The sequence below is a fragment of the Acidovorax sp. 94 genome (genome assembly GCF_003634645.1).
GTDB lineage: Bacteria > Pseudomonadota > Gammaproteobacteria > Burkholderiales > Burkholderiaceae_C > Acidovorax > Acidovorax facilis.
Window position 1 is genome coordinate 3,668,779 of the sequence record NZ_RBJA01000001.1, and the last position, 25,180, is coordinate 3,693,958.

Annotated in this window: 30 protein-coding genes; 10 read left to right on the forward strand and 20 right to left on the reverse strand. The window is 67.4% G+C overall.

Annotated features, from left to right (window positions below; translation table 11 throughout):
- Positions 1-14 precede the first annotated feature (14 nt).
- On the reverse strand, positions 15-608 hold the full coding sequence (locus C8C94_RS16925; protein ID WP_121421532.1) for a TetR/AcrR family transcriptional regulator: 594 nt from the start codon (positions 606-608) through the stop codon (positions 15-17).
- A gap of 136 nt (positions 609-744) precedes the next feature.
- Between C8C94_RS16925 and C8C94_RS16930 the strand changes: the two genes are divergently transcribed.
- Together C8C94_RS16930 and C8C94_RS16935 are read left to right on the forward strand one after the other, a co-directional pair.
- On the forward strand, positions 745-1,581 hold the full coding sequence (locus C8C94_RS16930; protein ID WP_121421533.1) for an SDR family oxidoreductase: 837 nt from the start codon (positions 745-747) through the stop codon (positions 1,579-1,581).
- A gap of 44 nt (positions 1,582-1,625) precedes the next feature.
- Positions 1,626-2,759, forward strand: a complete 1,134-nt coding sequence (locus C8C94_RS16935; protein WP_121421534.1) for a thiolase family protein — start codon at positions 1,626-1,628, stop codon at positions 2,757-2,759.
- A 13-nt stretch (positions 2,760-2,772) separates the two neighbouring features.
- On the opposite strand, the gene C8C94_RS16940 is transcribed toward C8C94_RS16935, so the two are convergent.
- From C8C94_RS16940 to C8C94_RS16965, 6 genes are all read right to left on the reverse strand, one after another.
- Positions 2,773-3,249 carry a peptidylprolyl isomerase gene (locus C8C94_RS16940; protein WP_121421535.1) on the reverse strand — a complete coding sequence of 159 codons (477 nt, stop codon included), beginning with the start codon at positions 3,247-3,249 and terminating at the stop codon, positions 2,773-2,775.
- A gap of 90 nt (positions 3,250-3,339) precedes the next feature.
- Positions 3,340-4,422 (reverse strand): pirin family protein, encoded by a 1,083-nt coding sequence (locus C8C94_RS16945; protein ID WP_121421536.1) that lies wholly within the window; start codon positions 4,420-4,422, stop codon positions 3,340-3,342.
- 287 nt (positions 4,423-4,709) lie between these two features.
- On the reverse strand, positions 4,710-5,078 hold the full coding sequence (locus tag C8C94_RS16950; protein ID WP_055397674.1) for a DUF1428 domain-containing protein: 369 nt from the start codon (positions 5,076-5,078) through the stop codon (positions 4,710-4,712).
- A gap of 89 nt (positions 5,079-5,167) precedes the next feature.
- The gene (locus C8C94_RS16955; RefSeq protein ID WP_370449747.1) at positions 5,168-5,659 is read right to left on the reverse strand and encodes a DUF1579 domain-containing protein; all 492 of its coding nucleotides are present in this window, start codon (positions 5,657-5,659) and stop codon (positions 5,168-5,170) included.
- Positions 5,660-5,719: 60 nt separating this feature from the next.
- Positions 5,720-6,379, reverse strand: coding sequence for a glutathione S-transferase family protein (locus tag C8C94_RS16960; RefSeq protein ID WP_121422923.1), 660 nt, complete (start codon positions 6,377-6,379; stop codon positions 5,720-5,722).
- Between the two features lie 35 nt (positions 6,380-6,414).
- Positions 6,415-6,843, reverse strand: coding sequence for a VOC family protein (locus tag C8C94_RS16965; RefSeq protein ID WP_121421538.1), 429 nt, complete (start codon positions 6,841-6,843; stop codon positions 6,415-6,417).
- Between the two features lie 138 nt (positions 6,844-6,981).
- Between C8C94_RS16965 and C8C94_RS16970 the strand changes: the two genes are divergently transcribed.
- Positions 6,982-7,665, forward strand: coding sequence for a TetR/AcrR family transcriptional regulator (locus C8C94_RS16970; RefSeq protein ID WP_121421539.1), 684 nt, complete (start codon positions 6,982-6,984; stop codon positions 7,663-7,665).
- Here the strand turns inward: C8C94_RS16970 and C8C94_RS16975 are convergent.
- The 3 genes from C8C94_RS16975 to C8C94_RS16985 form a co-directional block, all read right to left on the reverse strand.
- Positions 7,662-8,474 (reverse strand): cupin-like domain-containing protein, encoded by an 813-nt coding sequence (locus C8C94_RS16975; RefSeq protein ID WP_121421540.1) that lies wholly within the window; start codon positions 8,472-8,474, stop codon positions 7,662-7,664. The two genes, C8C94_RS16970 and C8C94_RS16975, sit on opposite strands and share 4 nt — an antisense overlap.
- On the reverse strand, positions 8,474-9,931 hold the full coding sequence (locus tag C8C94_RS16980; RefSeq protein ID WP_121421541.1) for a metal-dependent hydrolase: 1,458 nt from the start codon (positions 9,929-9,931) through the stop codon (positions 8,474-8,476). Before C8C94_RS16980 ends, C8C94_RS16975 begins: the two co-directional genes overlap by 1 nt.
- 214 nt (positions 9,932-10,145) lie before the next feature.
- Positions 10,146-11,126: a YafY family protein gene (locus C8C94_RS16985; protein ID WP_121421542.1), complete on the reverse strand. Its 981-nt coding sequence runs from the start codon at positions 11,124-11,126 to the stop codon at positions 10,146-10,148.
- A 141-nt stretch (positions 11,127-11,267) separates the two neighbouring features.
- Between C8C94_RS16985 and C8C94_RS16990 the strand changes: the two genes are divergently transcribed.
- From C8C94_RS16990 to C8C94_RS17000, 3 genes are read left to right on the forward strand one after another with little or no spacing between them, the layout of a single operon-like run.
- On the forward strand, positions 11,268-11,996 hold the full coding sequence (locus C8C94_RS16990) for an NIPSNAP family protein (RefSeq protein WP_121421543.1): 729 nt from the start codon (positions 11,268-11,270) through the stop codon (positions 11,994-11,996).
- Positions 11,997-12,015: 19 nt separating this feature from the next.
- On the forward strand, positions 12,016-12,639 hold the full coding sequence (locus C8C94_RS16995) for a glutathione S-transferase family protein (protein ID WP_121422924.1): 624 nt from the start codon (positions 12,016-12,018) through the stop codon (positions 12,637-12,639).
- Between the two features lie 48 nt (positions 12,640-12,687).
- Entirely contained in the window at positions 12,688-13,209 is a 522-nt protein-coding gene (locus C8C94_RS17000) for a hypothetical protein (protein ID WP_121421544.1), read from the forward strand.
- A gap of 141 nt (positions 13,210-13,350) precedes the next feature.
- Here the strand turns inward: C8C94_RS17000 and C8C94_RS17005 are convergent, their stop codons facing one another.
- A complete protein-coding gene (locus C8C94_RS17005; protein ID WP_121421545.1) occupies positions 13,351-14,250 on the reverse strand; it encodes an oxidoreductase in 900 nt (299 codons plus the stop codon).
- Positions 14,251-14,421: 171 nt separating this feature from the next.
- Between C8C94_RS17005 and C8C94_RS17010 the strand changes: the two genes are divergently transcribed.
- Together C8C94_RS17010 and C8C94_RS17015 are read left to right on the forward strand one after the other, a co-directional pair.
- Positions 14,422-15,396, forward strand: a complete 975-nt coding sequence (locus C8C94_RS17010) for a LysR family transcriptional regulator (RefSeq protein ID WP_121421546.1) — start codon at positions 14,422-14,424, stop codon at positions 15,394-15,396.
- Positions 15,397-15,588: 192 nt separating this feature from the next.
- Positions 15,589-16,101, forward strand: a complete 513-nt coding sequence (locus C8C94_RS17015; protein ID WP_055401106.1) for an SRPBCC family protein — start codon at positions 15,589-15,591, stop codon at positions 16,099-16,101.
- A 38-nt stretch (positions 16,102-16,139) separates the two neighbouring features.
- Here C8C94_RS17015 and C8C94_RS17020 read toward each other — a convergent pair whose 3' ends face one another.
- Positions 16,140-17,015 carry a hypothetical protein gene (locus C8C94_RS17020; RefSeq protein ID WP_233573496.1) on the reverse strand — a complete coding sequence of 292 codons (876 nt, stop codon included), beginning with the start codon at positions 17,013-17,015 and terminating at the stop codon, positions 16,140-16,142.
- Positions 17,016-17,131: 116 nt separating this feature from the next.
- Positions 17,132-17,932, reverse strand: a complete 801-nt coding sequence (locus C8C94_RS17025) for an SDR family oxidoreductase (RefSeq protein WP_121421547.1) — start codon at positions 17,930-17,932, stop codon at positions 17,132-17,134.
- Between the two features lie 140 nt (positions 17,933-18,072).
- Here C8C94_RS17025 and C8C94_RS17030 point away from each other — a divergent pair, with 140 nt between their 5' ends.
- A complete protein-coding gene (locus C8C94_RS17030) occupies positions 18,073-18,996 on the forward strand; it encodes a LysR family transcriptional regulator (RefSeq protein ID WP_121422926.1) in 924 nt (307 codons plus the stop codon).
- A gap of 191 nt (positions 18,997-19,187) precedes the next feature.
- On the opposite strand, the gene C8C94_RS17035 is transcribed toward C8C94_RS17030, so the two are convergent.
- The 4 genes from C8C94_RS17035 to C8C94_RS17050 form a co-directional block, all read right to left on the reverse strand.
- A complete protein-coding gene (locus C8C94_RS17035; RefSeq protein ID WP_055401110.1) occupies positions 19,188-19,763 on the reverse strand; it encodes a hypothetical protein in 576 nt (191 codons plus the stop codon).
- A 184-nt stretch (positions 19,764-19,947) separates the two neighbouring features.
- Positions 19,948-20,199, reverse strand: a complete 252-nt coding sequence (locus tag C8C94_RS17040; protein ID WP_055401112.1) for a hypothetical protein — start codon at positions 20,197-20,199, stop codon at positions 19,948-19,950.
- Between the two features lie 167 nt (positions 20,200-20,366).
- Positions 20,367-20,852, reverse strand: coding sequence for a GNAT family N-acetyltransferase (locus C8C94_RS17045; protein WP_121421548.1), 486 nt, complete (start codon positions 20,850-20,852; stop codon positions 20,367-20,369).
- Between the two features lie 63 nt (positions 20,853-20,915).
- Entirely contained in the window at positions 20,916-21,794 is an 879-nt protein-coding gene (locus tag C8C94_RS17050; protein ID WP_121421549.1) for a PA4780 family RIO1-like protein kinase, read from the reverse strand.
- Between the two features lie 192 nt (positions 21,795-21,986).
- Here C8C94_RS17050 and C8C94_RS17055 point away from each other — a divergent pair, with 192 nt between their 5' ends.
- On the forward strand, positions 21,987-22,829 hold the full coding sequence (locus C8C94_RS17055; protein WP_121421550.1) for a hypothetical protein: 843 nt from the start codon (positions 21,987-21,989) through the stop codon (positions 22,827-22,829).
- A 150-nt stretch (positions 22,830-22,979) separates the two neighbouring features.
- Here the strand turns inward: C8C94_RS17055 and C8C94_RS17060 are convergent, their stop codons facing one another.
- The 3 genes from C8C94_RS17060 to C8C94_RS17070 form a co-directional block, all read right to left on the reverse strand.
- On the reverse strand, positions 22,980-23,402 hold the full coding sequence (locus C8C94_RS17060) for a hypothetical protein (protein WP_121421551.1): 423 nt from the start codon (positions 23,400-23,402) through the stop codon (positions 22,980-22,982).
- 358 nt (positions 23,403-23,760) lie between these two features.
- Positions 23,761-24,540 carry a tRNA-uridine aminocarboxypropyltransferase gene (locus tag C8C94_RS17065; RefSeq protein WP_233573497.1) on the reverse strand — a complete coding sequence of 260 codons (780 nt, stop codon included), beginning with the start codon at positions 24,538-24,540 and terminating at the stop codon, positions 23,761-23,763.
- Positions 24,537-25,145, reverse strand: a complete 609-nt coding sequence (locus C8C94_RS17070) for a class I SAM-dependent methyltransferase (RefSeq protein WP_121422928.1) — start codon at positions 25,143-25,145, stop codon at positions 24,537-24,539. The genes C8C94_RS17065 and C8C94_RS17070 overlap by 4 nt, the downstream gene beginning before the upstream one ends.
- Between the last annotated feature and the right edge of the window lie 35 nt (positions 25,146-25,180).

Below are 25,180 nucleotides of genomic sequence, written 5' to 3' on the forward strand. Positions count from 1 at the left end.
AGCCCTCCAGGGTCTCAAGCTGCAGGTGGTGCACAGACGCGCAGCGCCGCCGCCGTGGCCTGCAGGATCTCGTCCGAAAGGTCCGAATCGTCCACCGCGCGCGCCAGCACCATGGCGCCGACCATGCTCGCGTAGTCGGCCAGCGCGCGCTGGCGTTTGGCCGCCTTGGTGCGGCCGGGCATCAGCGTAGCCAGGGCGTCCACCTGTTTTTGCACCCCATCGGTCACGGCCTGCCGCACGGCGGGGCCCTGGCGCGCGGCGTCGCTGCCCAGCGCGGCCAGCAGGCAGCCGTGGCCGGGCGCGTCGCGATGTCGGGCTGACAGGTAGGCAGATTCCACCGCTCCCAGCGGGTCTTGCCCGTTGTGTGCAGCGTCGCGCGCCAGCGCAGCCCAAGCGGTGTGCAGCTTGCCCAGCGCGCGTTCGGTGGCCTGCGCCATGAGGTCGTCCTTGGATGCAAAGTGGCCATAGAAGCCACCGTGCGTCAGCCCCGCGCTCTTCATGAGGTCGGCCACGCCAATGCCATCGAAACCTTTCTCACGGAACAGCTGCGCGGCCGTGTCCAGGATGCGCTCGCGGCTTTCTGCCATCTGTTCCTTGCTGACTTTCATCGCATTCCCCTTGTTTGCTGCGCTGTCTGAAATCACCCGCTTGACATTTTAAATGATGATCGTCATATAATTCAAACATGATGATCATCATGTAAAACATCTTTCGCCTTTTTCTGTTTTCTTCAGGAAGCCTTTCATGTCCATTGCTGCATCCCATTCATCCCGCACCTCTATGCCCTCCCTGGGCACGGCTGTTGTCACCGGCGCATCGTCCGGCATAGGAGCGGTGTATGCCGACCGCCTGGCCCGGCGCGGCTATGACCTGGTTCTGGTGGCCCGCGACGCTGCACGCCTGACGGCTCTGGCCGACCGCCTGGCACGCGAGACCGGCGTACGCACCGAGGTGCTGCAGGCCGACCTGACCAACCCCGCCGACCGGGCCCGCGTGGAGCAGCGCCTGCAGTCGGACGCCAGCATCACCTTGCTGCTCAACAACGCAGGCATGGCCGTGAGCGGCACGTTCCTCGAGTCCGACATCGATGCGGTGGAACGCATGATTGCGCTCAATGTGGTGGCGCCCACGCGGCTTGCAGCGGCCGTGGCCAAGGGGTTTGCAGCACGCAAGGCGGGCACGCTGATCAACATCGCATCGGTGCTGGCGCTGGTGCCCGAGATGTTCAGCGGCACCTATAGCGGCACCAAGGCCTATGTGCTCAACCTCTCCAAGTCACTGCAGGCCGAACTGGGCCGCCATGGCGTGCGCGTGCAGGCTGTGCTGCCGGGCGCTACACGCACGGAGATCTGGGATCGCGCGGGCACACCCATCGCCCACCTGCCGCAAGAGATGCTGATGGATGTGGACACCATGGTGGACGCAGCGCTGGCAGGCCTGGACCAGGGTGAAGAGGTGACCATCCCGTCGCTAGAAGCCGTGCATGAATGGACCGCACTGGAAGACGCCCGCCGCGCGCTGGGCCCCTTCCTGTCGCTGCGCGACCCGGCACGCCGCTACCTGGCTGCCGCTGTCGCCTAACCCGCAACCCACCCCACCAAATGTCACCCCCGAAAGGCATCCCCATGAAAGCCCTGATCACCGCCTATGCCCGCTCGCCCTTTCACTTTGCGCGCAAGGGCGCGCTGGCCGGCATGCGCCCTGACACCCTGGCCGCACAGGTGGTCTCCGGCCTGCTGCAGCGCACCGGCATTGACCCCTCCACACTCGAAGACGTGATCGCCGGCTGCGCCTACCCCGAGGCGGCGCAGGGCAACAATATCGCGCGCATCGTGTCGCTGCTCGCGGGCCTGCCGCAGGAGCTGGGCGGCATGACGGTCAACCGCTTCTGCGGCTCGTCCATGTCAGCCATCCACATCGCCGCCGCGCAGATCGAGGCAGGCCTGGGCGAGGCATACCTGTGCATCGGCGTCGAGTCGATGACCATGGTGCCGCAGGGCGGCTTCAACTTCTCGCCCCACCCCGCGCTGTACGAACACAGCGACGCCTACATCAGCATGGGCGAGACGGCCGAGAACGTGGCGCAACGCTACGCGGTGACGCGCGCCGACCAGGAGGCGCTGGCCGTGGCATCGCACCGCAAGGCGGCCGCCGCGCGCGATGCAGGCCGCCTGCAGGCCGAGATCGTGCCGATCACGCTGGCATCCGGCGACATGGTGGCGCAGGACGGATGCATCCGTCCCGGCACCACGCCCGAAGCCCTGGCCGCGTTGCGCCCCGCGTTCAGGGACGATGGCGTGGTCACCGCAGGCACCTCATCGCCATTGACCGACGGCGCCGTGGCCGTGCTGGTCACCACCGAAGCGTATGCCACCCGCCATGGCTTGGCGCCCCTGGCCCGCATCCTGGCCATGGCGACTGCGGGCGTGGACCCCGCCTACATGGGCATGGGCCCGGTGCCCGCCACGCGCAAGGCACTTGCGCGCGCAGGCATTGCGGCGCAGGACCTGGATGTGGTGGAAATCAACGAAGCGTTTGGATCACAGGCCCTGGCCTGCATCCGCGAACTGGGCCTGCGCGAGGACGCGATCAACCTGGACGGTGGCGGCCTGGCCATCGGCCATCCGCTGGGCGCCACAGGTGCGCGCATCACCGGCAAGGCGGCGGCGCTGCTGCAGCGGGAGAAGGGCCGCTATGCGCTGGCAACGCAGTGCATAGGCGGCGGGCAGGGGATTGCGACGGTGCTGGGGGCCGTGTAGCAATCTTTCGTGATCAGTGCTGGTGGCCGTGTGCCCCGTGCACATGGCGGTGTGCAATTTCTTCAGCACTGGCAGCGCGCACTTCGGTGACCTTGCAGCTGAACTTCAGCGCCTGCCCGGCCAGCGGGTGGTTGCCGTCCAGGTGCACTTCGGGGCCCTTGATCTTGACGACGTTGAACAGGGCGGGCTGGCCGTCAGTGCCCATGCCCTGCAGCTGGCCGCCCACCTTCACGCCCGGGGGGAACTCGGTCTTGGGGATGGTGCGCACCAGGCTTTCGTCGCGGGCGCCGAAGGCGTCTTCCACGGCCAGGTCCAGCGCGGTGGTGAAGCCGACGGCCTGGCCTTCGAGGGCGGCTTCGACCTTGGGGAAGATGTTTTCATAGCCGCCGTGCAGGTATGACAGGCTGCCCGCGTCCAGCGGCTTGCCCTGCGGTGTAGTGACCTTGTACGTGATGGTGACGGCGGTGTCTTTGGTGATGTTGGTGGCCATGGTGGTATCTGCTTGCGCTAAAAGCGTGCATTGTCCACGAGGCGCCCGGTGGCCGCCGGGCACCTCGGGGGCGGGGCGCGCCGCCCCGGCTTACGCGCCAGCCGTCGCCTCTGCCGGCCGCTCTTCTTCCGCCTGCCCCGGATACCGCGCAAACCGCCGTGCCTCGGTGCCATGCACCGGGTCCTGCTGGGCCCAAGGCCACCCGCCGAACTGGGTGCGGCGGTAGTCGTTCATGGCCTGCATGATCTCCGCCTGCGTGTTCATCACAAACGGGCCGTACTGCGCCACGGGCTCGCCAATGGGGCGGCCCTGCAGCACCAGGCATTCGACGGCGGTGGTACCGGTGTTGGTCAGGGTCCAGTCCTCGGTGGCCCGCACCTGCAGCGCGGCGTGGCGGTCCACGTCTTGCGGGCCGACGCGCAGGCTGTCGCCCACAAAGAAGTACAGCATGCGCTGCGTGGTCTCACCCTTCGCCGCAGGCAGTGTCCATTCAGCACCGGGCTCCAGGTGCAGCGTCCAGATGGCGACGTCGCCTTCGGGCTGGGAGGCCCAGGATTCGGGCGGCGGCGACAGCGGATCGGGCGCGCCGGGCAGCGCACCGGCCACCACCGTCACCGTGGTGGCGCGGCTGGCGGCGTCGTGGTGCACCAGGCGCGGGATGCGCTCGTTCCACAGCATGGTGAAGTGCGGCGCCACCATCTTGCTCTTCGCGGGCAGGTTCAACCAGATCTGGAACAGCTCCAGAGGGTTGGGCTCCGTGGCGTTGAGCAGCGGGAACATCTCGGAATGCACGATGCCCTTACCAGCGGTGACCCACTGCACATCGCCGCCACCAAAACGCGCGGCCGCGCCCAGCGAATCGGAATGGTCGATGAGGCCCTTGCGCACCAGCGTCACCGTCTCAAAACCCCGGTGCGGGTGGCCCGGAAAGCCCGGCACGGTGTCGCCGTGGTACATGCTCCAGCCGTCCTTGCCGCTGAAGTCGCTGCCGATCTGGCGGTCTTCAATCGGCACGGCGGGGCCGAACGCTGCGTTGCCTGCGGGGTAGGCATCGTCGTGGTGGGCGCAGAAAAGAAACGGGTCGAGCGTGGGCCACTGCGGACCGAGCAGCTGGGCGCGCACGATGGGCACCAGAGCGGTGCTTGCAGTAGCAGCAGGTGTGGGCGACGACATACGGGGGCTCCTCATGTTGTGCACCGCCACGATCGGGCGGTATGCCTGTGGAATATGGAGCCTATGGTGCCTGAGCAGAAGTGCTGTGGGTGGAACAGTGCGATGCGGCGGGCAGGACAGTGGGGGCTTGCACCGCGCGCTCTTACAGAACACCCAGGGATGACCTGCATAACTCCCTGCGGTCTGTGATAGCGCGGCCTCGGGCGGGTTGTGCAGGACATTCCTAGCCAAGTCCGGCCCTGGCGCTTGTCCACCAAGCACCGATTGCTATCAGTTTCGACGGCTGATCAAGCCTTCACCTCCACCACCTGTTCAAAGCCGCCGAAGATCATGCGTTTGCCATCAAAGGGCATGGGAGGGTTGCCGGGTTGGGACGGGTCCATACGCGGGTCTTCCATCATCTTCTTCATGCCCGCGTCGCGCGTGGCTTTGTCGGGCCATTCGACCCACGAAAAGGCCACCGTCTCCTCGGCCGTGGCCTGGACCGCGCGGCGGAAATCGGTGACTTTGCCGTCGGGGACGTCGTCGCCCCAACCTTCGATCACACGGATCGCGCCCAGCTCGATGAACATCGCGTCGAAATGGCGCGCGTGCTCAATGAACTTCTGCTTGTTGGCGGTGGGGACCGCGATCACGAAACCATCGATGTAGGACATAGCTTGACTCCTGTGAGGTTGACCATGGGATGCGCCCGCCTGTGGGCGCCACGTATTCGTTCGGTGGACGCGGACCGGGGCTCGCCCCATCACTTGCGCCGGTACGTTGCCTGCATCATCTGCGACCAGCTGCCATCCGGCTGCAGCCCGAACGATGTCAAGGTGCGTTCGTTTGCGCTCACCAGCGTGATCACGTCGCGGTAGCGGGCGGTCTTGCCGTCGTCCTTGAAGCTGGGGCCTTCGGTCTCCAGCGTCAGCACCTTCTGGCTGGCATCGAGCGTGCCTTCGTACACGAACATGTGGGTCATCATCGAGCCCACCCAGGTGCCGCGAAACACGCTCTTTTCGGGGTCGTAGCCCAGCGTCATCAGCATGTGGGCTTCGCCCCCGCCGGGCATAGTGCCCGTGCCTTCGCACAGCACCCACAGGTCGCCCAGGGCGCGCACATGCTCGGAGCCGGTGGATTGCTCTTGAGCGGGGGCGCCGGACTCGCCGGGTGGAGCGTCGCAGTTGGCGTCGCTGGTCCAGTCGCCAATCAGCTGCTGCAGCCAGCGGTGCATGGCGTGGGGTTCGACATTCATCATTTCGGTCTCCTTGGTAGTTGGGGTTTGGCAATTCAGTCAGCTTGGGGGTCGATCCCGTCAATCACGGTCTGGCGCCCCGAGCGGAAAGTAGTGGCGGTAGGGGCGGCCGCCCTCCACGGCTTGCGCAAATGAGGGTCGCGCCAGCAGTCGCGCGCGGTAGGCGCGCAGCAGGGGGTAGCTGGCGGCAATGGGGTGCGTCCAATCGGCATAGAACAGCGCGGGCGCCGCTGCGCAGTCGGCCATCGTGAAGCCGTCGCCCGCAGCCCAGGTGCGGCGGGCCCATTCGCCTTCCAGCCATGCATAGGCCTTCTCCAGCTTGTCGGAGGCCCAGGCCACGCCGTCAACGCGCTTGGCGGGGTCGCCAGTCAACGCAGCGTTCACCGCGTGCTGGACGGGTGCCATCACGTGCAGGTCAAAGAAGCGGTCCATGAAGCGCACCTGCAACGCCGCTGCAGGGTCGGCCGGTATCAGCTGCACAGGCCCCGGGTGGGCCATCTGCAGGTGCTCGATCACGATGCTGCTTTCCACCACCGTGTGATCGCCATCCACCAGAAGCGGAAACTTTGCCAACGGCCAGCGGCGCAGCCATTCGGGCGCATGGTTGCCCGGCGCAGCGGGGTCGAGATTGCGCAATTCAAAGGGAGTCCCGTTTTCATACAGCGCAGTCAGCACCTTCTGGGTGTACGACGAGAAAGGGTGTCCATAGAGGGCGAGCATGGCAGTACCTGTGTTGGGGCTCTGGTGCGCTTCGCTCATTCGGGCGCCACCACCATCCACGGCACGCCAAAGCGGTCGGCCACCATGCCGAAGGCCTGCGAGAAGAAGGTCTTGGCCAGCGGCATCTGCACCTGGCCACCGTCGGCCAGCGCATTGAACAGGCGCTGGGCCTCCGCTTCGCTCGCGGGGCTCAGCGCCAGCGAGATGCCCTGGAAGCTGGCCTTGCCCGACCCCATGCCGTCCGATGCCATCAGCGTCGTCTCGCCCACGGTGAATTCGGCGTGCATGACCATCTCGGGCGTGGGGCCTGGGCCGCTGCCGTCGGCGCAACCCTGTCCTACAGCGGGCCCGGGGTTGTCCTTGTAGCGCATGAGGGTGCCGACCTTGGCGCCCAGGGCACTGCGGTAGAAGTCCAGCGCTTCCTCGCAACGGCCTTCAAACATCAGGTAGGACTCGACTTTCATGGGGTCTCCTTGCAAACCAGGCCGTTCATCGCATGAAGGCCTGGGAGGGTCATAAAAAAAGAAAGTGTCCACCTCATTGTGAACACCGTCCACAAACAATAGCAAAGATAATGGACAGTGTCCACATCCAAGTCCGCCATGCCCGTAACCAATCGCAACGCCCCCGCCGCTAGCACTGCCAAGACTGCCAGCGCAGGCCCCGCCCCGCGCGCCACCTACCGCCATGGCGACCTGCGGCGCGCGCTGCTGGACGCCGGTGTCGAGCTGGCCCGACAGGGTGGCCCCGACGCTGTGGTGCTGCGCGAGGCCACACGCCGCGCGGGGGTGGCGCCCAACGCGGCCTATCGCCACTTTGCCAACCGCGACGATTTGCTGGCCGCCGTGCGCGCCGCCGCCGTGGCCGCTGCCGCGCACTTCATGGAGGCCGAACTGGCCCAGGTACCCACCACCGGCACCCGCACCGAACAGGCCCACGCCAAGGTGCGCGCCGTGGGCGCAGGCTACATGCGGTTTGCGCATGCCGAAACGGGCTTGTTCCGCACCGCGTTCGGAGGCCGCTTCACCGTGCAGACCCATCCCGACCCGGCCATGGGCGGCGCCACGGGCCTCAATCCTTTTCAGCACCTGAGCGCCGCGCTGGATGACCTGGTCACCGCTGGCGCCCTGCCAGCCGAGCGCCGCCCCGGCGCGGAGTACCTGGCATGGTCCACCGTGCACGGTATGGCGCTGCTCAGCATTGACGGGCCACTGCGCGGCACGCCGCAGCCCCTGCTGGACGGGCTGGGGCAGCGGCTGCTGGACATGGTGGAGCGGGGGATTTAGATCCGCGCCGGATGGCAGGTGCAGTGCCCACGCCGCCACAGGCCTGCAAGATGCGCCCCCTGCACAGCCTGGCGCCACGCCCACTGCGCGTACACCGTCGTGCGGGTGCCAAAAAACCCGCTCAGCAATACGCTGGGGGTGTGGTTCACCACTTCATGCCACCAGCGCGCGGGCACATAGAGCACGTCCCCGGGCTCCAGGTCCACCACCCAGGCGTCGCCTGCAACAACACCTCGGTCCACCACGGCATCAGCATTCAGTGAAGCCAGGGCCGCCCAGCGGTCATGCTTGGCGGCAACGGCACCCAGCCGCTCCACCGCCCCGGGGCGCAGCAGATAAAAGCGCTTGCGCCCCACCAATTGCACGGCAAGGTTGTCGAGGTAGTCGTGGTGCAAGCCCGTTCTGGCCCCTGCGGGGCCGATCCAGGTCTGGGCATCGTGCAGTGCCCCGGGCGGAAACAGCTCTTGCGGACGCACATCGGCGCGCAGCGTGGGAAAGGCACCCAGAAGATTGAACTCCTTGAGGTACAGCGGCGCTTCGCCGGCGGTGGCGGGGCCTTGCAGGGACTGGAGATAAGCGCCCAGAGTGGAAGACTGGAACACGGTGGCGCCCAGCTCGCGGTTGCCCTGCACCAGCCGCACGGGCATGTCGGGGGCCAGCGCCCCCAGGCGCTCCCAGGTCCACTGCGCCACTGCGGGCCAATGGGCCGCGCGCTGGCGCAACACACAGGGCTCGCGGCGGCCGACGGCCTCGGCCACGGAAACTGCCTGCGCGCCCAATGGCTCCCACGCGCTTTCATGGTCTGCCATCACAGCCCCCTGGCCATGCAGCGTTGCATCCCCCGCAACCAGGGCAGTGGCACATGGCGCCACAGCGGCGCCAGGGACGACAACGGGATGCGCCCCCGCACCACCACCCCGTAGTCCAGCGACGCGGCATGCGGAAAGTAGTCTGGCTTGCAGGCCACGATGGTCTTGAAGCCCTTTTGCCAGTAGTAGCGCAGCTGCGGGTCTTGCGGCATGCCCCGGCGGGTGGCGTAGACGTACGACTCCACCGGGGCATGGGTCTCGCTCCTGCGCCAGCGGGCCAGGCCCGGCACGGGCGAGCCCAGGTAAATCTGGCGCCAGCCAGCCTTCAGCGCACGCGGCCAGAAGAACGCAAAGATCGCCTCCACCCCTTGCGGGCTGACGCTGCTCAGACTGATGCCAAACAGGTCACGGCTGGGCTGTGCCCCGTCCTGGCTTCCAACCTCCGCGCAATCGGCCCAGGTGCGGGCGCTTTGCAACTGTGCCGCTGAAATGGGCTTGAGGAACAGCGAGGCCAGCGCCTCGCCCGTGCGCGGGCAGAACGCCCCCATGCACAGCTGCGGGTGGGCCGCGATGCGTTGCGCCATGGCCTGCGCGCTGGCGGCCTGGTCGTCGCTCCACTTCCGGTGCTCCAGCACCAGCAGGCGGGGAATGTCGTGGGCCTGCAGCGGGCGCACTTCGATGCGGGTCTTCTCTGCGTTTCGGCCCGCGTGCGGCGCTGGCACCAGGCGGTGCAGCGGCAGCCCGTAGCCCAGCCACCCCACCGCCATGCGGGCCAGGCCCATGCCCTGCCGCAGCACAAACTCCGCCGCAGACCGGACACCACCCCCCCAGGTCAACCGGCCCTGCGCGCGATCGGTCTGAAAGAAGTCCCAGGTGTGGCGCGCCACATCGCCCAGCAATATCAGGGACGCCAGCACATACAGCCCCAAACGGCGCCCATAGCCCACCTGGCCCACCTCATTGAGAAGGCGCAGCGCCACGCCATGGTGCGCCACCTCTTCTTCGCAGTGCCAGCGCCACAGGCTGGACTGGCGGGACGCGTTGTGAACCAGCCAACCCTCGCCGCGCAGTGCCTGGCGCGAGATCAGCGCTGTCAGGTATTCCAGCGCCGCCGCCAGGGCCAGGCGCTCCTTCCAGGCCAGCGCCTGCTCCAGGCCCTGCACGGCGCGCCCGATGCGCGCCTCCAGGGCCACGGCGTTATAGCCCTGGGCCGCCAACTGCGTGTTGTACAAGCGGTGCGCGCGCTGGTGGGCGCGCTCCTCGCGGACGAACTGCGCCACCTCTTCCTGCAAGGGCACCCCTTCGGGCAGGCGCGTGGCAGCGTCTTCCATCGCCCGGATCACAAACTGCTCCCCGGAGGGCAGCAGCAGCGAAAACGCATTGAACAAATACGAACGAAAGGGGGTCTGGTTCCAGAACCGCTCGGACGCCCCCGACACCACCATCACTGTTTGCATCACCGCAGGCCATTGTTAAAGCCTGTTGAAGGTAGTGGGGGCACGTGTCGCGCATGTGACACCCCCAACACTACCCAACCGGCAGGGCGGCTGCAGTGGCAGGGCACGGTCTGCGGTGAAGTGCCTGCTCAGCTTCAGAATATTTTTAGGCCCTCGCGCTTATCTACATTGCGCAAACAGCTGCAAATTTAATAGCAACCCCTTACAACCCAGATCACGGCAATCCATACAGGCGCGCCGTGGCCACCACCCGCTCCATGAGCGCGCGGCGCAACGCCGCAGGCCGTAGCACCTCCACCTGCGGAGACAGCCGCATGAGTTGCCCGCAGGCGTGTTCCACCGACTCAATGGGAATGGTGACGGCCACGCGCCCGTCCTTGCGGCGGGGCGGCGGGGCCGCAGCCACCGCGCGGGCCACGGCGCTGCTGAGCGCGCGCAGGCCCTTGAGCCCGGCCGGTGTGGCCAGCAACGCCGCCTCGCCGGTGTAGATCCCTGCTTCAAAACGCTGGATCGACTGCGCCCAATAGCTGGCCAGGTCAAACCGCGCCGGGCGGCGCACGGGTGTGGCCAGCGCCGTGGCAGCCCGGATGTTCGACACGCGGTAGGTGCGCGGTCCGCCTTCTGTCGTACCGGCAGGCCCTGCCACCAGGTACCAGACACCCGCCTTGAGCACCAGCCCCAGCGGGCTCACCGTACGCTCCACCGTGTCGGCCCAGCTCTCGTAGCGCATCGCGATCTGGTGACCGCTCCACACCGCAGCGGCCACGGTGGGCAGGTGGGGCGTGGGGTCGCTCTCGCGGTACCAGTCCACCGGGTCCAAATGCAGGCGGGTGCTCACGCGCTGGGCGTCTTCGCGCCACGAAGCGGGCAGCGACGACAAAAGCTTCAGCCGCGCGCCCTCCACATCGCCGCCCAGCCCCAGGTCCTGCGCGGGCCCGGGCAGGCCGCTCAAGAACACGGCCTGCGCCTCGGAAGGCGTGAGCCCGGTGAGCGTGGTCTTCCAGCCTGGCAGCAGCGCAAAGCCACCGTTGCGCCCACGCTCGGCATAGATGGGCACACCGGCCGCGCTGAGCTGGTCCACATCGCGGTACAGCGTGCGCACCGAGACCTCCAGCGCCTCGGCCAGCGCCTGCGCACTCATGCGGCCCTGGGTTTCGAGCAGCATCTGAAGGGACAACAGGCGGCTGGCGCGCATGGGCAGGCAGGTTGTGCGGGTAACTGGGGGGGTACTAGGGTGAAGGCGAAAGATAGCGCAAATACCTGCCATAGGTTGGCAGGTATTGCGGCGCAGACTCCGATCATGAGCTTGTCTTACCCCCACGAACCCGGAGCCCGCATGCCCACCGCCGACCACCACCCCATCGTCGAACTGCGCCAATACACCCTGCACCCAGGGCAGCGCGACGCACTGATCGACCTCTTCGACCGCGAGTTCGTTGAAACACAGGAGGCCCATGGCATGCGCGTGCTGGGCCAGTTCCGCGACCTCGATCAGCCCGACCTGTTTGTCTGGCTGCGCGGCTTTGCCGACATGAACGCACGCCGCCGCGCGCTTGAAGCCTTCTATGGCGGCCCCGTGTGGGCGGCGCACCGCGCTGCCGCCAACGCCACCATGATCGACTCTGACAACGTGCTGCTGCTGCGCCCCGCGTGGCCCGGGGCGGCGTCCACGTTGCCGCAACACGCCCGGCCCGCGCCGGGCGCCACAGGCACTGCGGCGGGTGTGCTGGACGCCACGGTGTTCTATCTGCACGAGCCCGCCACCCCGGCCTTGCTGGACTATTGCCGCCACCGCATGGCCCCCGCGCTGCAGCGCGGCGGCGCGCGCCAGGTGGCGTGGTACAGCACCGAAGCCAGCCCCAACACCTTTCCCCGCCTGCCGGTGCGCGGGGGCGAGCATGTGCTGCTGGGGCTGGCGCTGTTTGGCGATGCAGCGGCGCTGCAGTCCTTTGCCAACAGCGGCGCCTGGGCGCGGGACGTAGCCCCGGGGCTTGCCCCCTGGCTGGCCCGGGCGCCCGAGGCGCACCGGCTGCAGCCCACGGCGCGCTCGGCGTTGCATGCCTGATCGCAAAGGAGAAGAGCCCATGTCCACACCCGCCTCCCTGCTGCTGTACGGCGCCGCAGGTTCCGGCCACTCGTACAAGGTTCGGTCGCTGCTTTTACTGACTGCCACCCCGCACCGCTACCAGCCCATTGCGCTCGATACGCCCCGGGCCGAGCGCCCCGCAGACTTTGTGGCCGCCAGCCACTTCGGTGAAGTGCCGGTCCTCGTCGATGGCGGCACCGCCTATTGCCAATCCAATGCCATCCTGCTCCATCTGGCGCAGCGCACCCGCGCCTTCTGCGGCGCTGCGGCGGAAGGGAGCGCCATCCTGGAATGGCTTTTCTGGGAGACGAACCGCATTGGCTTCAGCGTGCCCAACCTGCGCTTTGCAATGCGCTGGGCGCCACAGCCTGGCGAGGTTCTGGCGTACCTGCGCGCACGCGCCATGGCAGACCTTGCCACGCTGAACGAAACACTCGCAAGCTCGGCGTTCCTGGTGCCCTCCGGCCCCACCATCGCAGACCTCGCCTGCTCGGCCTATCTCTTCTGGCTGCCCGAAGCGGGCCTCGCCGCCGAAGACTTCCCCTGCGTGTCGCGCTGGCTGAATGCTCTGCGTGCCCTGCCCGGCTGGGTTCATCCCAACGAGGCCATGGCGTCGCCCTGATCGTCGTTCTGATCCTTCTCCCCTCACGCAACCAGGTCACCGAACACCATGCAAGACACCATCACAACCCCGACCACTGGCCACCACGCCGCCCGCGACTTCGACTTCCTCATGGGCTCCTGGCACATCCGCAACACGCGCCTGGTGCACCGGCTTCAGGGCTGCAACGACTGGGAGGTGTTCGACGCCACCGGCACCGCACGCCCGCTGCCCGGCGGCATCGGCAACTACGACGACTTCATCACCGCCACCTGGAAGCCCGGCTTTGTGGGCATGGCGCTGCGCGTGTTCAGCCCTGAGGCACAGCGCTGGAGCATCTACTGGCTCGACAACACCACCGGCGGCGTGGACGCGGCCACCGGGCTGCTGCATCCGCCCGTGGTGGGCGGGTTTCGCGATGGCGTGGGCATCTTCGAAGGCCAGGAGAACTTCGAGGGTCGCCCCGTGCGCGTGCGCTTTGAGTGGTCGCAGATGCACACCGGCGCACCGCGCTGGCAGCAGGCTTTTTCGGACGACGGTGGGGCCACCTGGGAAGTCAACTGGGTGATGGAGTTTGCGCGGCCGGTGTGAGGCCCTGCACACCATTGCAGGGGTGGGCGGCTGGCACGGCATCCGCCATTCCATCCAACCACACCATCGCCACTGATTGAGAACAAAAATAGCATCCAGCGCTTATCCCATAAGCACTAACAGCTATTAAATCAGGAGCTTTTATCCAGCAGACAGCGCCTGGGCCTCCTCACGCTCCTGCACCGGAAAATCCGTGGACGCCGCTACGGCCCGCCACTGCGCGGTCTCTTGCGCCACGAAGGCATGCGTGTCGGCAATGGTCTGCAGCGTGTCGGTGCCCAGTGGCAGGCGCAGCGGCGGTGTGGGGCTGGCCACCAGCTTCATCACGGCCTGGGCCAGGCGCACGGGGTCGCCAGGCTGGTTCAGGTTGATGCGGCGCGCAGCCTCGCGCACGGCGCCCGCGCTGGCGGCGTAGTCGTCCAGCACACGTGGCGCCACGGCCAGCGAGGCACCATCAAGGAACTCGGTGCGGAAGTACCCGGGCTGCACCGCCGTGGCATGGATGCCCAGCGGTGCCAGCTCGGCGTGCAGCGCCTCGGTCAGGCCTTCCACCGCGAACTTGGTGGCGCAGTACACGCCAAAACCGGCACTGGAGCGCACGCCACCCAGCGACGAGATGTTGATCACGTGCCCTGCGCGGCGCGCGCGCATGGCGGGCAGCACGGCCCGGGTCACATGCAGCAGGCCGAACACGTTGGTGTCGAACAGTCGCAGCACTTCGTCGGCGGTGGATTCCTCCACCGCACCCAGCAGGCCGTAGCCCGCGTTGTTGACCAGCACGTCGATGCGGCCAAAGTGCTCCAGCGCGGCGCCCACTGCGTGGCGCGCCTGGGCTTCGTCGGTCACGTCGAGCGCCACAGGCAACAGTGCGTCGCTGGGGCCCAGGCGCCTTTCAATCGACGCGGCGTCGCGGGCCGTGGCGACCACGGCGTCGCCCTGGGCGAGCGCCGCCTCGGCAATGCGGGCGCCAATGCCGCGCGAGGCGCCGGTAATCATCCAGACGCGGGGGAAGGAGGAAGGGAGAGCAGTCGAAGCCGTCATGGCGGAAGTCCTTGAAAGGGATTGAAAGCGGGGCTCTGGCAAACGCAACACGCTGAGATGCAAAGGCGCGGCCATGGAGGTGAACTGTAGGCAGACCATTGCCATCGCACTAGCCCATAATTGCTGACTTCATTCACAAGTAAAACTTGCCAATATCTCGGAACGGACACCATGGCCATCAATGAACTGCGTGCCATTGCCACGTTTGCCAAGGCCGCCGAGCTGGGCAGCCTGCGGCAGGCGGCCTCGGCCCAGGGCATCACCCCGCAGGCCGCCAGCCTGGCGCTGGGGCAGCTCGAATCGCACCTGGGCGTGCGGCTGTTCCACCGCACCACGCGCAGCCTGAGCCTGACCGAGGAGGGGCGCCAGTTTCTGGAGGCCGCGCAGCCGGGCCTCGCGACCCTGCAGCGGGCGGTGCACGGCGCGCGGCGCGGGCGCGAGGAGATTGCGGGGCCGCTGCGCATCGTGGCACCACGCTCCATCATGCTGGAGGTGGTCTGGCCCGTGCTCGACGTGTTCTGCCGCCGCCACCCGCTGGTGGAGCCCGATGTGCAGCTGGACGACCGCATCGGCAACTGGGTGGAGGACCGGGTGGACGTGGGTTTCCGCTCGGGCTACCCGCCCGAGGGCGGCGTGATTGCGCGGCGCCTGATGGCGCTGCAGCTGGTGGTGTGCGCCACGCCGGACTACCTGGCCCGGCATGGCACACCCACCCGCATCGAAGACCTGGCGCAGCACCGCTGCAGCGGGTTTCGCCACCCCACCACCGGCAAGCCCATGCCGTGGGAGTTTCAGGTGGGCGATGACATCGTGGCCCATGCCATACCGCCAGCGTTCTGCGTCAACGACATCGAGCTGGAAGCGCGCGCGGTGCTGGGCGGCCACGCCATCGGCCAGCTTGTCGGCGTGACGGCGGCGCCACTGGTGCGCAGCGGGCAACTGGTGCCCGTGCTGACCGAATTCGTGCCCCAGCACCTGGGCCTGTACGTGTACTACGGCAGCCGGGCGGCGCAGCCGGCCCGCGCGCGCGCCTTCATCGATCTGGCGGTGGAGATGCTGGCCGACAACCCGGCGTTCGGACTGAGCGTGCAGGAGCTGCGGGGCCCGGCTCCAAAGCCCCGGCGACGCAAAGCTTCGGCCACCTGAACGGGCGCAGGCCGCCGATGGCTGCCGTGTGCGCCCGCCGCGTTGGCGCACAGCGTTTTCGCCCGGGAAAGGGGCGATTGCGGGTCATATCGCAAACAGTCCGTTGCGGAGAAGGGTATTTATCGGTGTGGTCGCACGCCCTACAGTGACTTGACTGCCCGAGAGGGCGGAAGCAACGCACCGGATTCACCCATGACCACCTTCTCTGCCACGGTCCAGACACACATCAAGGCCTCCCCGGCACTGGCGTTCCAGCACATCGCGCCCATTGACCCGCGCGCCCTGTTCACCGGCTACGGGCCTTTGCCCGCAGTGATCGGCACGCGCGACCAGACGGGCGCCTGGGACACGCCGGGGCAGACGCGCACCGTGGCGCTGTCCGACGGCAGCGTGGCCGAAGAAAGGCTCAAGCACTACCACCCGGCGCAGTACTTCAGCTACACCGTCAGCGGCTTCACCGGGGCACTGCGCTGGCTGGCCACCGGGGCCAATGGGGCCTGGTGGTTTGACCCGCAGGCGGGTGGCACGCAGACCACGGTGCGCTGGCGCCACGCGTTTCATCCCCGCTCCAAATGGGCCGCGCCGGTGCTCTGGCTGCTGGCCAACGTGCTGTGGCGCGGCTACATGCGCAAGGCGCTGCGGCTGGCCAAGATGCAGATCGAGACCCCACTGCGTGCGCCCGGAGGCCCAGCGATTTCAGCCTGAGGCGGCCCTCATCCGACCCGACGACTGCCCACCACGGCTCAGTTGCTTTTGGCTTCGAAGAATGGCGTGCCCTGAATGGCCGACGGGCTGACGGTAAACGTTCTCAGGGGCTCCAGGGGCGGGGTCTCGCCTGGTTTCGGCGCAGGGCGCGGGGCGCCAGGATTCAGCGCGGGGGCTATGCAACCCGTGCGCACTGTTTGCACCACTTCAGGGTCCAGCGCCCGGCGTTTGCCCAGGCGGCTGCCTGACAGAAACAGCATGTCTCCTTTCAGCTCGGCCCGCTGGCTCATCAGCGGCAAGGCCTGCAGCGGATCAAACCCCACACGCACTGAATTGGCACCGTCCAGCCGGTACTGCACCACCTTCACGACCGCTGGCTTGCCCGGGGCTTCCTCCACCACGTCGCCCAGGTAAAAGTAGCGCACGGCCTCTGCAGGCAGTGGGGGCAGCGGATAGTTTTCAGACCAGCTACTGTGGTCCGGGCCAAACAGCGGGCGCAGCGTGGCCGGGGCCTTGTCATCCGCCGACACCGCAAACACCGGCGCGCGGGCACTGGACAGCGTGGGGCCGTGGAAGTCGAACTCCACCATGGCGCCCAGCGCTGCCACCTTGCGGGCGTAGGCCGGGAACAAGGTCTGGTCCTGCCGCACCTGCTGTAGCCGGACTCCGCTGCCTTCCGCCTTCCAGCGGCCCGCCATCAGCATGTCCAGCACCCCGCCCGTCACCGCAAAACAAAAGGTGTTGTCGTCCAGCAGCGCCAGTTGCGTGATGGTGTCCACGGAACGCCCCCGGTATTCGCCCACATAGCCCGACTCGGCGGGCGTGGCGGCGTGCAGGGAGACGCTGACCGTCAGCGCGGCCAACGCTGCTGCAAGGGCGCAGGCATTGCGCAAAGTGCGGAGGGTGAGGTTCACAAAAGGGTCCCAGGTGGAAGGGTGGGCCACTATATCGCCCTGGGCGCAACCCGCGCGCGCAACGCCACCCACCAGCACAAAGTCCCCAAAGTCCCGCGAGCCAGAGCTACCTTGGCTCAGGCAGCAAACCCGCCATCGATGAGCAGGCTGGCCCCGGTCACCATGCCCGACTCCGGCCCCGCCAGATAGGCCACCATGCCCGCGATCTCTTCGGGGTGGGCATGGCGGCCGAGCGCCATCATGCCGTGCATGTTGCTGGCCAGGGGGCCGTCGGCGGGGTTCATGTCGGTGTTGACCGGGCCGGGTTGCACGTTGTTCACCGTGATGCCACGCGGCCCCAGGTCGCGCGCCAGCCCCTTGGTGAGGCCCACGATGGCGGCCTTGCTCATGCCATAGACGCTGAAACCTGCCCATGGCACACGGTCGGAGTTGGTGCTGCCGATGGTGATGACGCGGCCATAGGCACCGCCCTGGCCCATGTGGCGCACGGCAGCCTGCGTGGCCACAAACACCGCGCGCACGTTCACGTTGAGCGTGTGGTCGAAATCGGCGAGGGCAAAGCTGTCGATCTCGCCCGCCACCGCCACGCCGGCGTTGTTGACGAGGATGTCCAGGCGGCCCAGCGTGCGCGCGGCCGTGTCGATGGCTTGCGTGAGGGCGGCGGCGTCTGCACTGTCGGCGCGCAGCGCCAGGGCCTTGCCGCCGGCCGCTTCAATAGCCGCCACCAGCGCCTGCGCGGGAGCTTCGGAGCTGCTGTAGGTGAAGGCCACGGCCGCTCCGTCGCGCGCCAGGCGCTGGACGATGGCGGCGCCGATGCCACGCGCGCCGCCGGTGACAAAGGCAACCTTGCCCGCCAGCAGGCGTGACGCGCTGGCAGGCAGCGTTGTGGGGGCGGATGTATCGGGCACAGAAGACATGGTGTTTTTCCTAAAAAAATCAGATGGTTGAAAAGGTTCTTCACGGAACCAGGAACACCTGCAGTTTCAGAAAAACATTGCTTTGCGGGTAGCCATGAATGGGCTGGATCTATTTCAACCTGCAGTTGAAAATGCAAACCATGCAACCCCTGAGCCACCTCGAATCGTTCGTCAAATCCGCCGAGTGCGGCAGCTTCTCGGCCGCCGCGCGGCTCATGGGCCTGACGCCTGCCGCCGTGAGCAAGAACGTCGCGCGGCTGGAGGCAGGCCTGGGCGTGCGGCTGTTCCAGCGCAGCACGCGGCGCCTCACGCTCACCGAAGGCGGGCAGCGCCTGCTGGCGCAGATCAGCCCGCCGCTGACCGCGCTGGCCGATGCGGTGGACCACGCGGCCGAGGCCGAGCAGCAGCCTGCGGGCACGCTCAAGGTGAGCATGGGCCAGGCGTTTGGCCGCGCTTACATCGTGCCGCTGCTCACCGAGTTTTTGCAGCGCTACCCGGCCATCCAGCCCGACTGGCGCTTTGAGAACCGCCAGGTGGATCTGATCGGCGAGGGTTTTGACGCCGGCATTGGCGGTGGCCTGAACCTGAACCCCGACATGGTGGCGCGCACGCTGGGGCCGATCCACCTGGTGGTGGTGGCCGCCCCCGCGCTGCTGCAGGGCCGCAAGGCGCCGCGCCACCCGGCAGACCTGGCGCAGTGGGACGGCATTGCGCGCCGCGCCATCCGCACGGGGCGCGTGCCGGTGACCACGCTGCGCAACAAGGCGGGCGACGCTGCAGCGGCAGTGTTCCGCCCCCGCATCGTGTTCGACGACCCCGAGGCCATGTGCCAGGCCGCGCTGATGGGCCTGGGCCTGGCCGTGCTGCCCATGCCGTTTGCGCAGCCCTGGCTGGCGCGCGGCGACCTGGTGCGGGTGCTGCCGGGCTGGTGGGCGGATGCAGGGCCGACATCGCTGTACTACCCCAGCAAAAAGCTGCTGCCAGCGCGCACGCGGGTGTTTGTGGATTTTGTGGTGGAGCAGTTCGCGCTGCGCGGGTTTGCGCAGCGGGTGCGGGGCGATTGAGCGCAAGCCCCTGCGCGAGACTGACCTGCGCAACCTGCGCCACCCTCGGCCCAGCCTTGGTGGGAGAGGGCGGGGAGAGGGAGAACAAGCGCGGCGCCCCCGAAGCCCCGTCTCCCCCACCCGCTCCCACGAGGGGAAAGGGAGTTAACCCCGGCGCTGCGGCGATGGAAGGCGGCCGTGCCCAGCGGGCGTCATGGCTGCTTGCCCACAAACGCCACGGTGAGCCCCTTGGCCGTCACCGTGATGGGCCCGGGCTGCAGCCCCAAGCCGTCGAACATGGCCGTGTCCTGCGGGCGCAGCTGGTGCAAGGTGACTTCGCGCAGGGATTGTTCGGCCAGCACGGGGGCATAGGCATTGATCAGTTCGGTGACGGCCGGTTTGAGCGTGGGGAAATCCAGCCGCCCCAGCCGGATCTGGTGGGCGCGCAGCGTGCGGTCACTGGCTTCATAGCGCAACGCAAACTCCACATCGAACGTGCCCGCGTGGCTGCGCCGCAGCGCAGCGCCCGCCGCGTCCACCGCCATGACGGCGCCCAGGCGATTGACCTCAGGCAGCAGGCGCAGGCGCGGGGGTTGCAGGGTGAGATCGAACAGGCCTTGCACCGGCACACTGCGCGGGAACTTCGTGGCCACCATCTCCTGCAGCTGCGCGAGCGGCACGGTGTAGCTGGGCTGGGCCCACGCGGCACGCCCTGCCAGCAGCAACGCGGCGCCGCCCAGGGCCAGGCCGCTGCCGGTGGTTCTCAGAAATCGTCTGCGGTGCAGCATGAGGCTATCTCCTTGATAGGCCTGTGTGACACGCACGAGATGAAAAGGTGCCCCATTTGTGGGCCATGGCTGTGTATCCGTTCGCACAGCCCTGCAAGCCGTTCGCAGCCATGGGTTGGAACCCAAAATGACCGCTGGCGCTTATCCAACAAGCGCTGACCTCTCTCCATGGAGATGCGATTGCTTATCGCCCCACCACCGACCAGCCTGCCTTCTGGTTGCCCTTGTCGTTCTCATACTCCCACGCCGTGCCGCAGCGGTCGCACACATAGCGGGTGATGGTGACGGAGCCCGTCTCGCGGTCTTCCTTGCGGTTGCCGCGCTGCACCAGCTCGGCGTGGCCCGGCGCTTTGCGCCAGTTGCGCTGAATGCCCTGGCAGGGCTCGCACAGCGCCATGGGTTTGAGTTCGTTCTGTCGGGCCAGGTCTTTGGTCATGGGGTGTCAGCCGTCGTGGGCCGGTGTGGGTGGGTTTGTCTGCTGCGGGGCGGCTACTGTAAGGCACCTGCGGGTGCAAAGACACAGCGTGATGGCTGAATTACAAGCAAAATCAGCCTCTAGCGCTTTATACACAAGCGTAACCAGCTATCAAATCAGGAGTTGCCTTAGCCCATCACCAGCGCCTTGGCCATGCGCGCGTTGTGCAGCACCACGCCCGCGCGCTCCACCTGCTGGCGCGCTTCCACCGCGAAGCCCTGGGCGGCAAAAAAAGGCTCGGCCGTCAGGCTCACATGGGCGTTCAAGCGGGTGATCCCGCGCTGCACCGCCTGCGCGTGGAGGTGTGCCATCAGCGCCCGGGCCACGCCCTGGCCTGCAAACGCCGGGGCCACAAAAAACATGTCGATGGTGCCGCTGGCCTGCAGATCGGCAAACCCAGCTATCGCCCCGCCGTCAATGGCTTGCGCGATGAAAGGCTTGTTGGCCCGCATGCGCTCGGCCCATTGCGCGGCGTCGTACTCCAGCGGCGCCCAGGCGGCCAGCTGTTCGCTGGTGTAGTCCTTGTTGGCCAGGCTATGCACCGAGGCATGAAAAACGGCGCGCAACGCGGGTTCGTCGCCAGGGCAGAAGTTGCGGATGTGGAAGGAAGACATGGCGAGCGAACTGCCGAGAAAAAGAGGCGCGATGGTGCCACAGCGCTGCGCGGTGGAGAAATCTCAGCCCGCCGCCATGCGCAGCCTGCGCGCTGCATCTTCGTCGCGCGCGTCGTCGATCTCGCGCAGCACGGCTTGCATGTCCACATCAACATGCTGCGGCGCGTAGCGGCCTGTCAAAGGCGTCTCGTTGCTCAGCAGGCCGCTCTGGTACAGGCTCCAGATCTCGGGGCCGTATTGGGTGGCGCGCAGCTCGGGGGCAAACTGGCCGAAGAAGTCGCGCAGGTTGGCCACGTCGCGCAGCAGCATGCGCTGGGCGTGGTTGTTGCCCGCAGCGTCCACGGCCTGGGGCAGGTCGATGATGACGGGGCCATCGTGGCCGGCTTCTCCACCTTCTGCGCCCGGCAGGTGGGCCAGCAGGATGTTGAACTCCGACAAGTCCCCATGCACCACGCCCGCACACAGCATGCGCACCACCTCGGCCACCAGCGTGGCGTGGTGGGTGCGCGCGTCTTCGGGGGTAAAGCTCACATCGTTCAGGCGCGGGGCGGCGTCACCGTGGGCGTCGGTCACCAGCTCCATGAGCAGCACGCCGTCATGAAAGTTATAGGGCTGCGGCACGCGCACGCCGGCAGCGGCCAGGCGGTAGAGCGCATCGACCTCGGCGCTTTGCCATGCGGCCTCTTGCTCTTGCCGGCCAAACTTGCTGCCCTTGGCCATGGCGCGGGCCGAGCGTGAGTTCTTGACCTTGCGGTTTTCGGTGTAGTCCACCGCCTGCCGAAAGCTGCGGTTGTTGGCCTCTTTGTAGATCTTGGCGCAGCGCGTTTCATCACCACAGCGCACCACATAGACCATGGCCTCCTTGCCGCTCATGAGCTGCCGGACCACGGTGTCGATCAGGCCTTCCTCAATGAGGGACTGCAGGCGGGGGGGAGCTTTCATCGGGTCAGTGCGGTAGAGGGGGAATGGTCCATTGTCGTTGCAAGGCCACAAGAGCACGGCGTGCCCAAGGCCTTGAACGACAATCCGACGGCTTTTCAGTGTGATGACGGGCCGCCCCTGGGCACGCCGCCGTTCCACCGCCTTCTCTTTTTCTTGCGCCGTACCAGGCGCTGCCGCCCGGAGACACCCCCCATGCCCTTCGCCATTGCGCTCCCCGCCACCGCCCCGCGCGCTGCTGTGTTGGTGGGGCTTCTGATCGGGGGCGTTGCGGTTTCGCAGCCTGCGGCGGCTGCCGGGTTCCGCCAGGGTGCCTATGCGGACTCCTTGGGCAGCACCGCAGTGGTGTGCGTGACAGCGCAGCACATGGCCAGCCTGACGGCCCCCGCCTGGAAGAACGCCATGCAGCAGCGCGGCATGGACTGCACGGTCAGCGAGTCTGACCAACCCATGCCCGGCCATGAGACCTGGAAGGCCCGCTGCGTCGCCCCTGCCCAAGGCGCCAGCGCCGCGCATCTGTACCAGTTCACCGTGCACGCCGATGGCGAGCAGCTCGTCATCGACAGCGGCATGCAGACTTCGGCGGGCCGGCAGATGATGAAGACGGCCTTTTTCGGCACCTACCAGGGGGCGTGTGCGCCCGGCACCCCACCCCTGGACGTGTGGGCCTACCTGGATGGCACGCACGGCATGGGGACACCTGCGCAGGCCGACGCACGCAAGGCGGTCGCCATCGACCTGATCCGCTGCGGCAATGTGTTCAACGGCCTGTCGCTGAGCGTGGCAAAAGCCCGGCAAGAAGGCATGCGCGCCGCTGCGGCGGCCATGCTGGAAGCAGCGGTGGAGCTGCACCCGGGCGAGGGCGACTTCCACGTCGACGCGCTCAAGAAATCGGCGCCCGAAGTGTCGGCCGAACTGGTTGGTACGTCGGCAGAAAAGAAGTTTGCGCTGTACCAGACCTGCAGCCCGTATCTGGAACCAGACGGCATCACCAAGGCGGTACAAAGCCGCGTGGCCGCGGGTGCCACCCCACGCTAGTGGGGTGTTGCACGCTATCCGGCACGTAGAACGGCGATTCGTTCGCAACTGCCGCACCCTGATTCAGGCACCTCACGGCGCCTACAAACACCAACGCCCCGCACCACGCACAGTGGTGTCGGGGCGCTGCTTGGGGCTAGGAGTCTGCGCTTATTTGTCCAGCTCGGCGGCCAGCATGTCCCAGCTGGGGTACGAGCTTTCATCGAGAGTGATCGCACCCTTGCCTGCGGCAAACTTGAAAGCGGTGGTGCCGGTGCGGGCAAATTCCAGGGTCTTGAGTTGGCACACTGCGGCCTTGGAAGAGGCATCGTTGCAGTAGCGCGGGGCGTTGTCCACGATGGTGCCGGCCGCGTAGCGCACCTGGCGCAGATGGTCCACGGTCTGAAAGCTGTCCTGCTTCACATCCATCTTCACATCGCAGCCGCACGATTGCTTGAGGGTGCTGGCGGCGGTTTTCAGCGCGGGGGCCACCTCGGCAGCAAAAAAGTCGCGCTCGGCCTTGCCGGCATGGGCCAGCGATGCGACAGCCAGGCTGAGGGTTGCGACGAGCAACAGGGGGATCTTGTTTTTCATGGTTCTCCAACGGGTTGGCTTTGGGTGTGCAGGCCCCTGCCCCTCCCGGACAGACGGGCCGCGCCAGAGGTGGTGGCGCCAGCGCCGAATTTTGCGGGGGGCCAGGTGCAGCGCTTGTAACAACGCGGTAACAGCGCATGCTTTTTGGGCAACAGGTCATGCACGCACGCGGCCCGGCAGTCCGAGGGGCGATGGCTCAGAGGCTGAGAGTTTTTTAGCCGAGCCCGAAAGGCGCGCGAAAACGCCTCGGATCTAGGCACAAAGCACAGCCATAGCTCGGGCTAGGGCGAGCATGTGCAACGACGAGCCGGGGCGTTTCGGCGTGCAAGGCGAGCATGGATAAAAGACTCTCAGACTCTCAGCCGCGGCCCTGCGCCAGAAGCCGGAGCCGTGCGTGCGCCGCCCCGTTCACGTCCGGCGGCAGCTGGTGCTTGGCCTGCAGGTAGTGGTGGGTGAACACGTCCAGGTACGCCTCCAGCGCCTGCGCGGCCTGCAGCTCGCCCGCCAGCTCCAGGCACAGCGCGCCCACCTCGGAGGTGCAGAAATGGTCCGTGCGCGTGGAGCGGCGCAGGTGGTAGCGTGAGAGCTGCTCGGGCTGCAGGCTCAGCACGGGCAGACGGTCCAGGTACGGGCTTTTGCGGAACATCTTGCGTGCCTCGGGCCAGGTGGCATCGAGCAGGATGAACAGCGGGCGCTTGCCCGTCGGCTCGGTGCTGCCCACCTGCGTGACCACGCGCCCAGGCTCCACAAACTCACCCGGAAACACCACATACGGCTGCCACTGGGGGTCTGCCAGCAGCGCCAGCAGGTCGGGGTGCACCTCGGTGCGCGCCCAGCCAAACGCGTAGGTGTCGGCCACCACATCGGCAATCAGCCAGCCGGTGTTGCTGGGCTTGAGCGGCTCGATGTCCGCCATCAGCAGGCACATGCCCGCGCGCGTGGGCAGCACGGGGCGCAGCGCGCAGATGCAGTGGCTGGGCACCAGGCGGCAGCCCGCGCAGCGCTCGCCCTTGGGGCCGCCGCGGGCCAGAAAAGGTTTGGCGCTGCGGGCCAGGCGCTCGGTGCGCAGGCGCGATACCGCATGGGGCGGGCACGGCACCGCCTGCGGCTGGAGCGGCGGCACAGGGGTCGTCGTCACTGCCCGCCCGCCTGCTCCAGCGCAAACAGCGGCAGCTCGGCCCGGCGGCTGAGCCACACGCCGCCACCCAGTTCGATGGCGCCTTCGCGCAGGCCACGTCGGTACAGCTCGGCACGGTGGCGGAATACGCGGCTGTCGGTGATCTCTTCGTCGATGATGTCGCGCTCAAAATCCTCGCGCGACACGGCCTCGACATACAGCGCGCCCTTGGTCAGGCGCCCCAGGTTGAGTAGCGCGGCCTTCAAGTCCGGCGGGCTCAGGTAGGGCAGCACGCCCTGGCAGATGACCAGGTCATACGGCGCATCAGCCGCATAGTCCACCACCGAGCCCTGCTGCCAGCCAAAGCGCTCGCACAGGTAGGGGCTGAACTCCACGCCCTGGTAGCTGGCCTCTGGAAAATGCTGCGCCACGATGCCCTTCCACAGCCCGATGCCGCAACCCACATCCAGCACGCGGTTCACCGGCACGCGCAGGTACTTGAGGTAGCTGCACACGAAGGTGCCCAGGCGCTCCATGTGCGCCGGGTCCACCACGCTCGTTTTTTTGTCGAAGTAAAAGCGCTGGTAGTAGGCCTCGTCAAAAGTGGTGGCGCTGGCGGATTTCAATGGCGGGTCCTTGTGTCTTTTGGTGGGATGCGCAC

Excerpts from the sequence above, each read along its gene's own strand:
- C8C94_RS16985 (WP_121421542.1), bottom strand. The coding sequence starts at position 11,126 with ATGCGCGCCAGCCGCCTGTTGTCCCTTCAGATGCTGCTCGAAACCCAG.
- C8C94_RS16945 (WP_121421536.1), bottom strand. The coding sequence starts at position 4,422 with ATGTCGTCGCCCACACCTGCTGCTACTGCAAGCACCGCTCTGGTGCCC.
- C8C94_RS17015 (WP_055401106.1), top strand. The coding sequence starts at position 15,589 with ATGACCACCTTCTCTGCCACGGTCCAGACACACATCAAGGCCTCCCCG.
- C8C94_RS17050 (WP_121421549.1), bottom strand. The coding sequence starts at position 21,794 with ATGAAAGCTCCCCCCCGCCTGCAGTCCCTCATTGAGGAAGGCCTGATC.
- C8C94_RS16990 (WP_121421543.1), top strand. The coding sequence starts at position 11,268 with ATGCCCACCGCCGACCACCACCCCATCGTCGAACTGCGCCAATACACC.
- C8C94_RS16975 (WP_121421540.1), bottom strand. The coding sequence starts at position 8,474 with ATGGCAGACCATGAAAGCGCGTGGGAGCCATTGGGCGCGCAGGCAGTT.
- C8C94_RS16960 (WP_121422923.1), bottom strand. The coding sequence starts at position 6,379 with ATGCTCGCCCTCTATGGACACCCTTTCTCGTCGTACACCCAGAAGGTG.
- C8C94_RS17030 (WP_121422926.1), top strand. The coding sequence starts at position 18,073 with ATGCAACCCCTGAGCCACCTCGAATCGTTCGTCAAATCCGCCGAGTGC.
- C8C94_RS17035 (WP_055401110.1), bottom strand. The coding sequence starts at position 19,763 with ATGCTGCACCGCAGACGATTTCTGAGAACCACCGGCAGCGGCCTGGCC.
- C8C94_RS17025 (WP_121421547.1), bottom strand. The coding sequence starts at position 17,932 with ATGTCTTCTGTGCCCGATACATCCGCCCCCACAACGCTGCCTGCCAGC.
- C8C94_RS17005 (WP_121421545.1), bottom strand. The coding sequence starts at position 14,250 with ATGACGGCTTCGACTGCTCTCCCTTCCTCCTTCCCCCGCGTCTGGATG.
- C8C94_RS17055 (WP_121421550.1), top strand. The coding sequence starts at position 21,987 with ATGCCCTTCGCCATTGCGCTCCCCGCCACCGCCCCGCGCGCTGCTGTG.
- C8C94_RS16995 (WP_121422924.1), top strand. The coding sequence starts at position 12,016 with ATGTCCACACCCGCCTCCCTGCTGCTGTACGGCGCCGCAGGTTCCGGC.
- C8C94_RS16925 (WP_121421532.1), bottom strand. The coding sequence starts at position 608 with ATGAAAGTCAGCAAGGAACAGATGGCAGAAAGCCGCGAGCGCATCCTG.
- C8C94_RS17010 (WP_121421546.1), top strand. The coding sequence starts at position 14,422 with ATGGCCATCAATGAACTGCGTGCCATTGCCACGTTTGCCAAGGCCGCC.
- C8C94_RS16935 (WP_121421534.1), top strand. The coding sequence starts at position 1,626 with ATGAAAGCCCTGATCACCGCCTATGCCCGCTCGCCCTTTCACTTTGCG.
- C8C94_RS16970 (WP_121421539.1), top strand. The coding sequence starts at position 6,982 with ATGCCCGTAACCAATCGCAACGCCCCCGCCGCTAGCACTGCCAAGACT.
- C8C94_RS16965 (WP_121421538.1), bottom strand. The coding sequence starts at position 6,843 with ATGAAAGTCGAGTCCTACCTGATGTTTGAAGGCCGTTGCGAGGAAGCG.
- C8C94_RS16955 (WP_370449747.1), bottom strand. The coding sequence starts at position 5,659 with ATGAATGTCGAACCCCACGCCATGCACCGCTGGCTGCAGCAGCTGATT.
- C8C94_RS16980 (WP_121421541.1), bottom strand. The coding sequence starts at position 9,931 with ATGCAAACAGTGATGGTGGTGTCGGGGGCGTCCGAGCGGTTCTGGAAC.
- C8C94_RS17000 (WP_121421544.1), top strand. The coding sequence starts at position 12,688 with ATGCAAGACACCATCACAACCCCGACCACTGGCCACCACGCCGCCCGC.
- C8C94_RS16950 (WP_055397674.1), bottom strand. The coding sequence starts at position 5,078 with ATGTCCTACATCGATGGTTTCGTGATCGCGGTCCCCACCGCCAACAAG.
- C8C94_RS17040 (WP_055401112.1), bottom strand. The coding sequence starts at position 20,199 with ATGACCAAAGACCTGGCCCGACAGAACGAACTCAAACCCATGGCGCTG.
- C8C94_RS16930 (WP_121421533.1), top strand. The coding sequence starts at position 745 with ATGTCCATTGCTGCATCCCATTCATCCCGCACCTCTATGCCCTCCCTG.
- C8C94_RS17060 (WP_121421551.1), bottom strand. The coding sequence starts at position 23,402 with ATGAAAAACAAGATCCCCCTGTTGCTCGTCGCAACCCTCAGCCTGGCT.
- C8C94_RS16940 (WP_121421535.1), bottom strand. The coding sequence starts at position 3,249 with ATGGCCACCAACATCACCAAAGACACCGCCGTCACCATCACGTACAAG.
- C8C94_RS17045 (WP_121421548.1), bottom strand. The coding sequence starts at position 20,852 with ATGTCTTCCTTCCACATCCGCAACTTCTGCCCTGGCGACGAACCCGCG.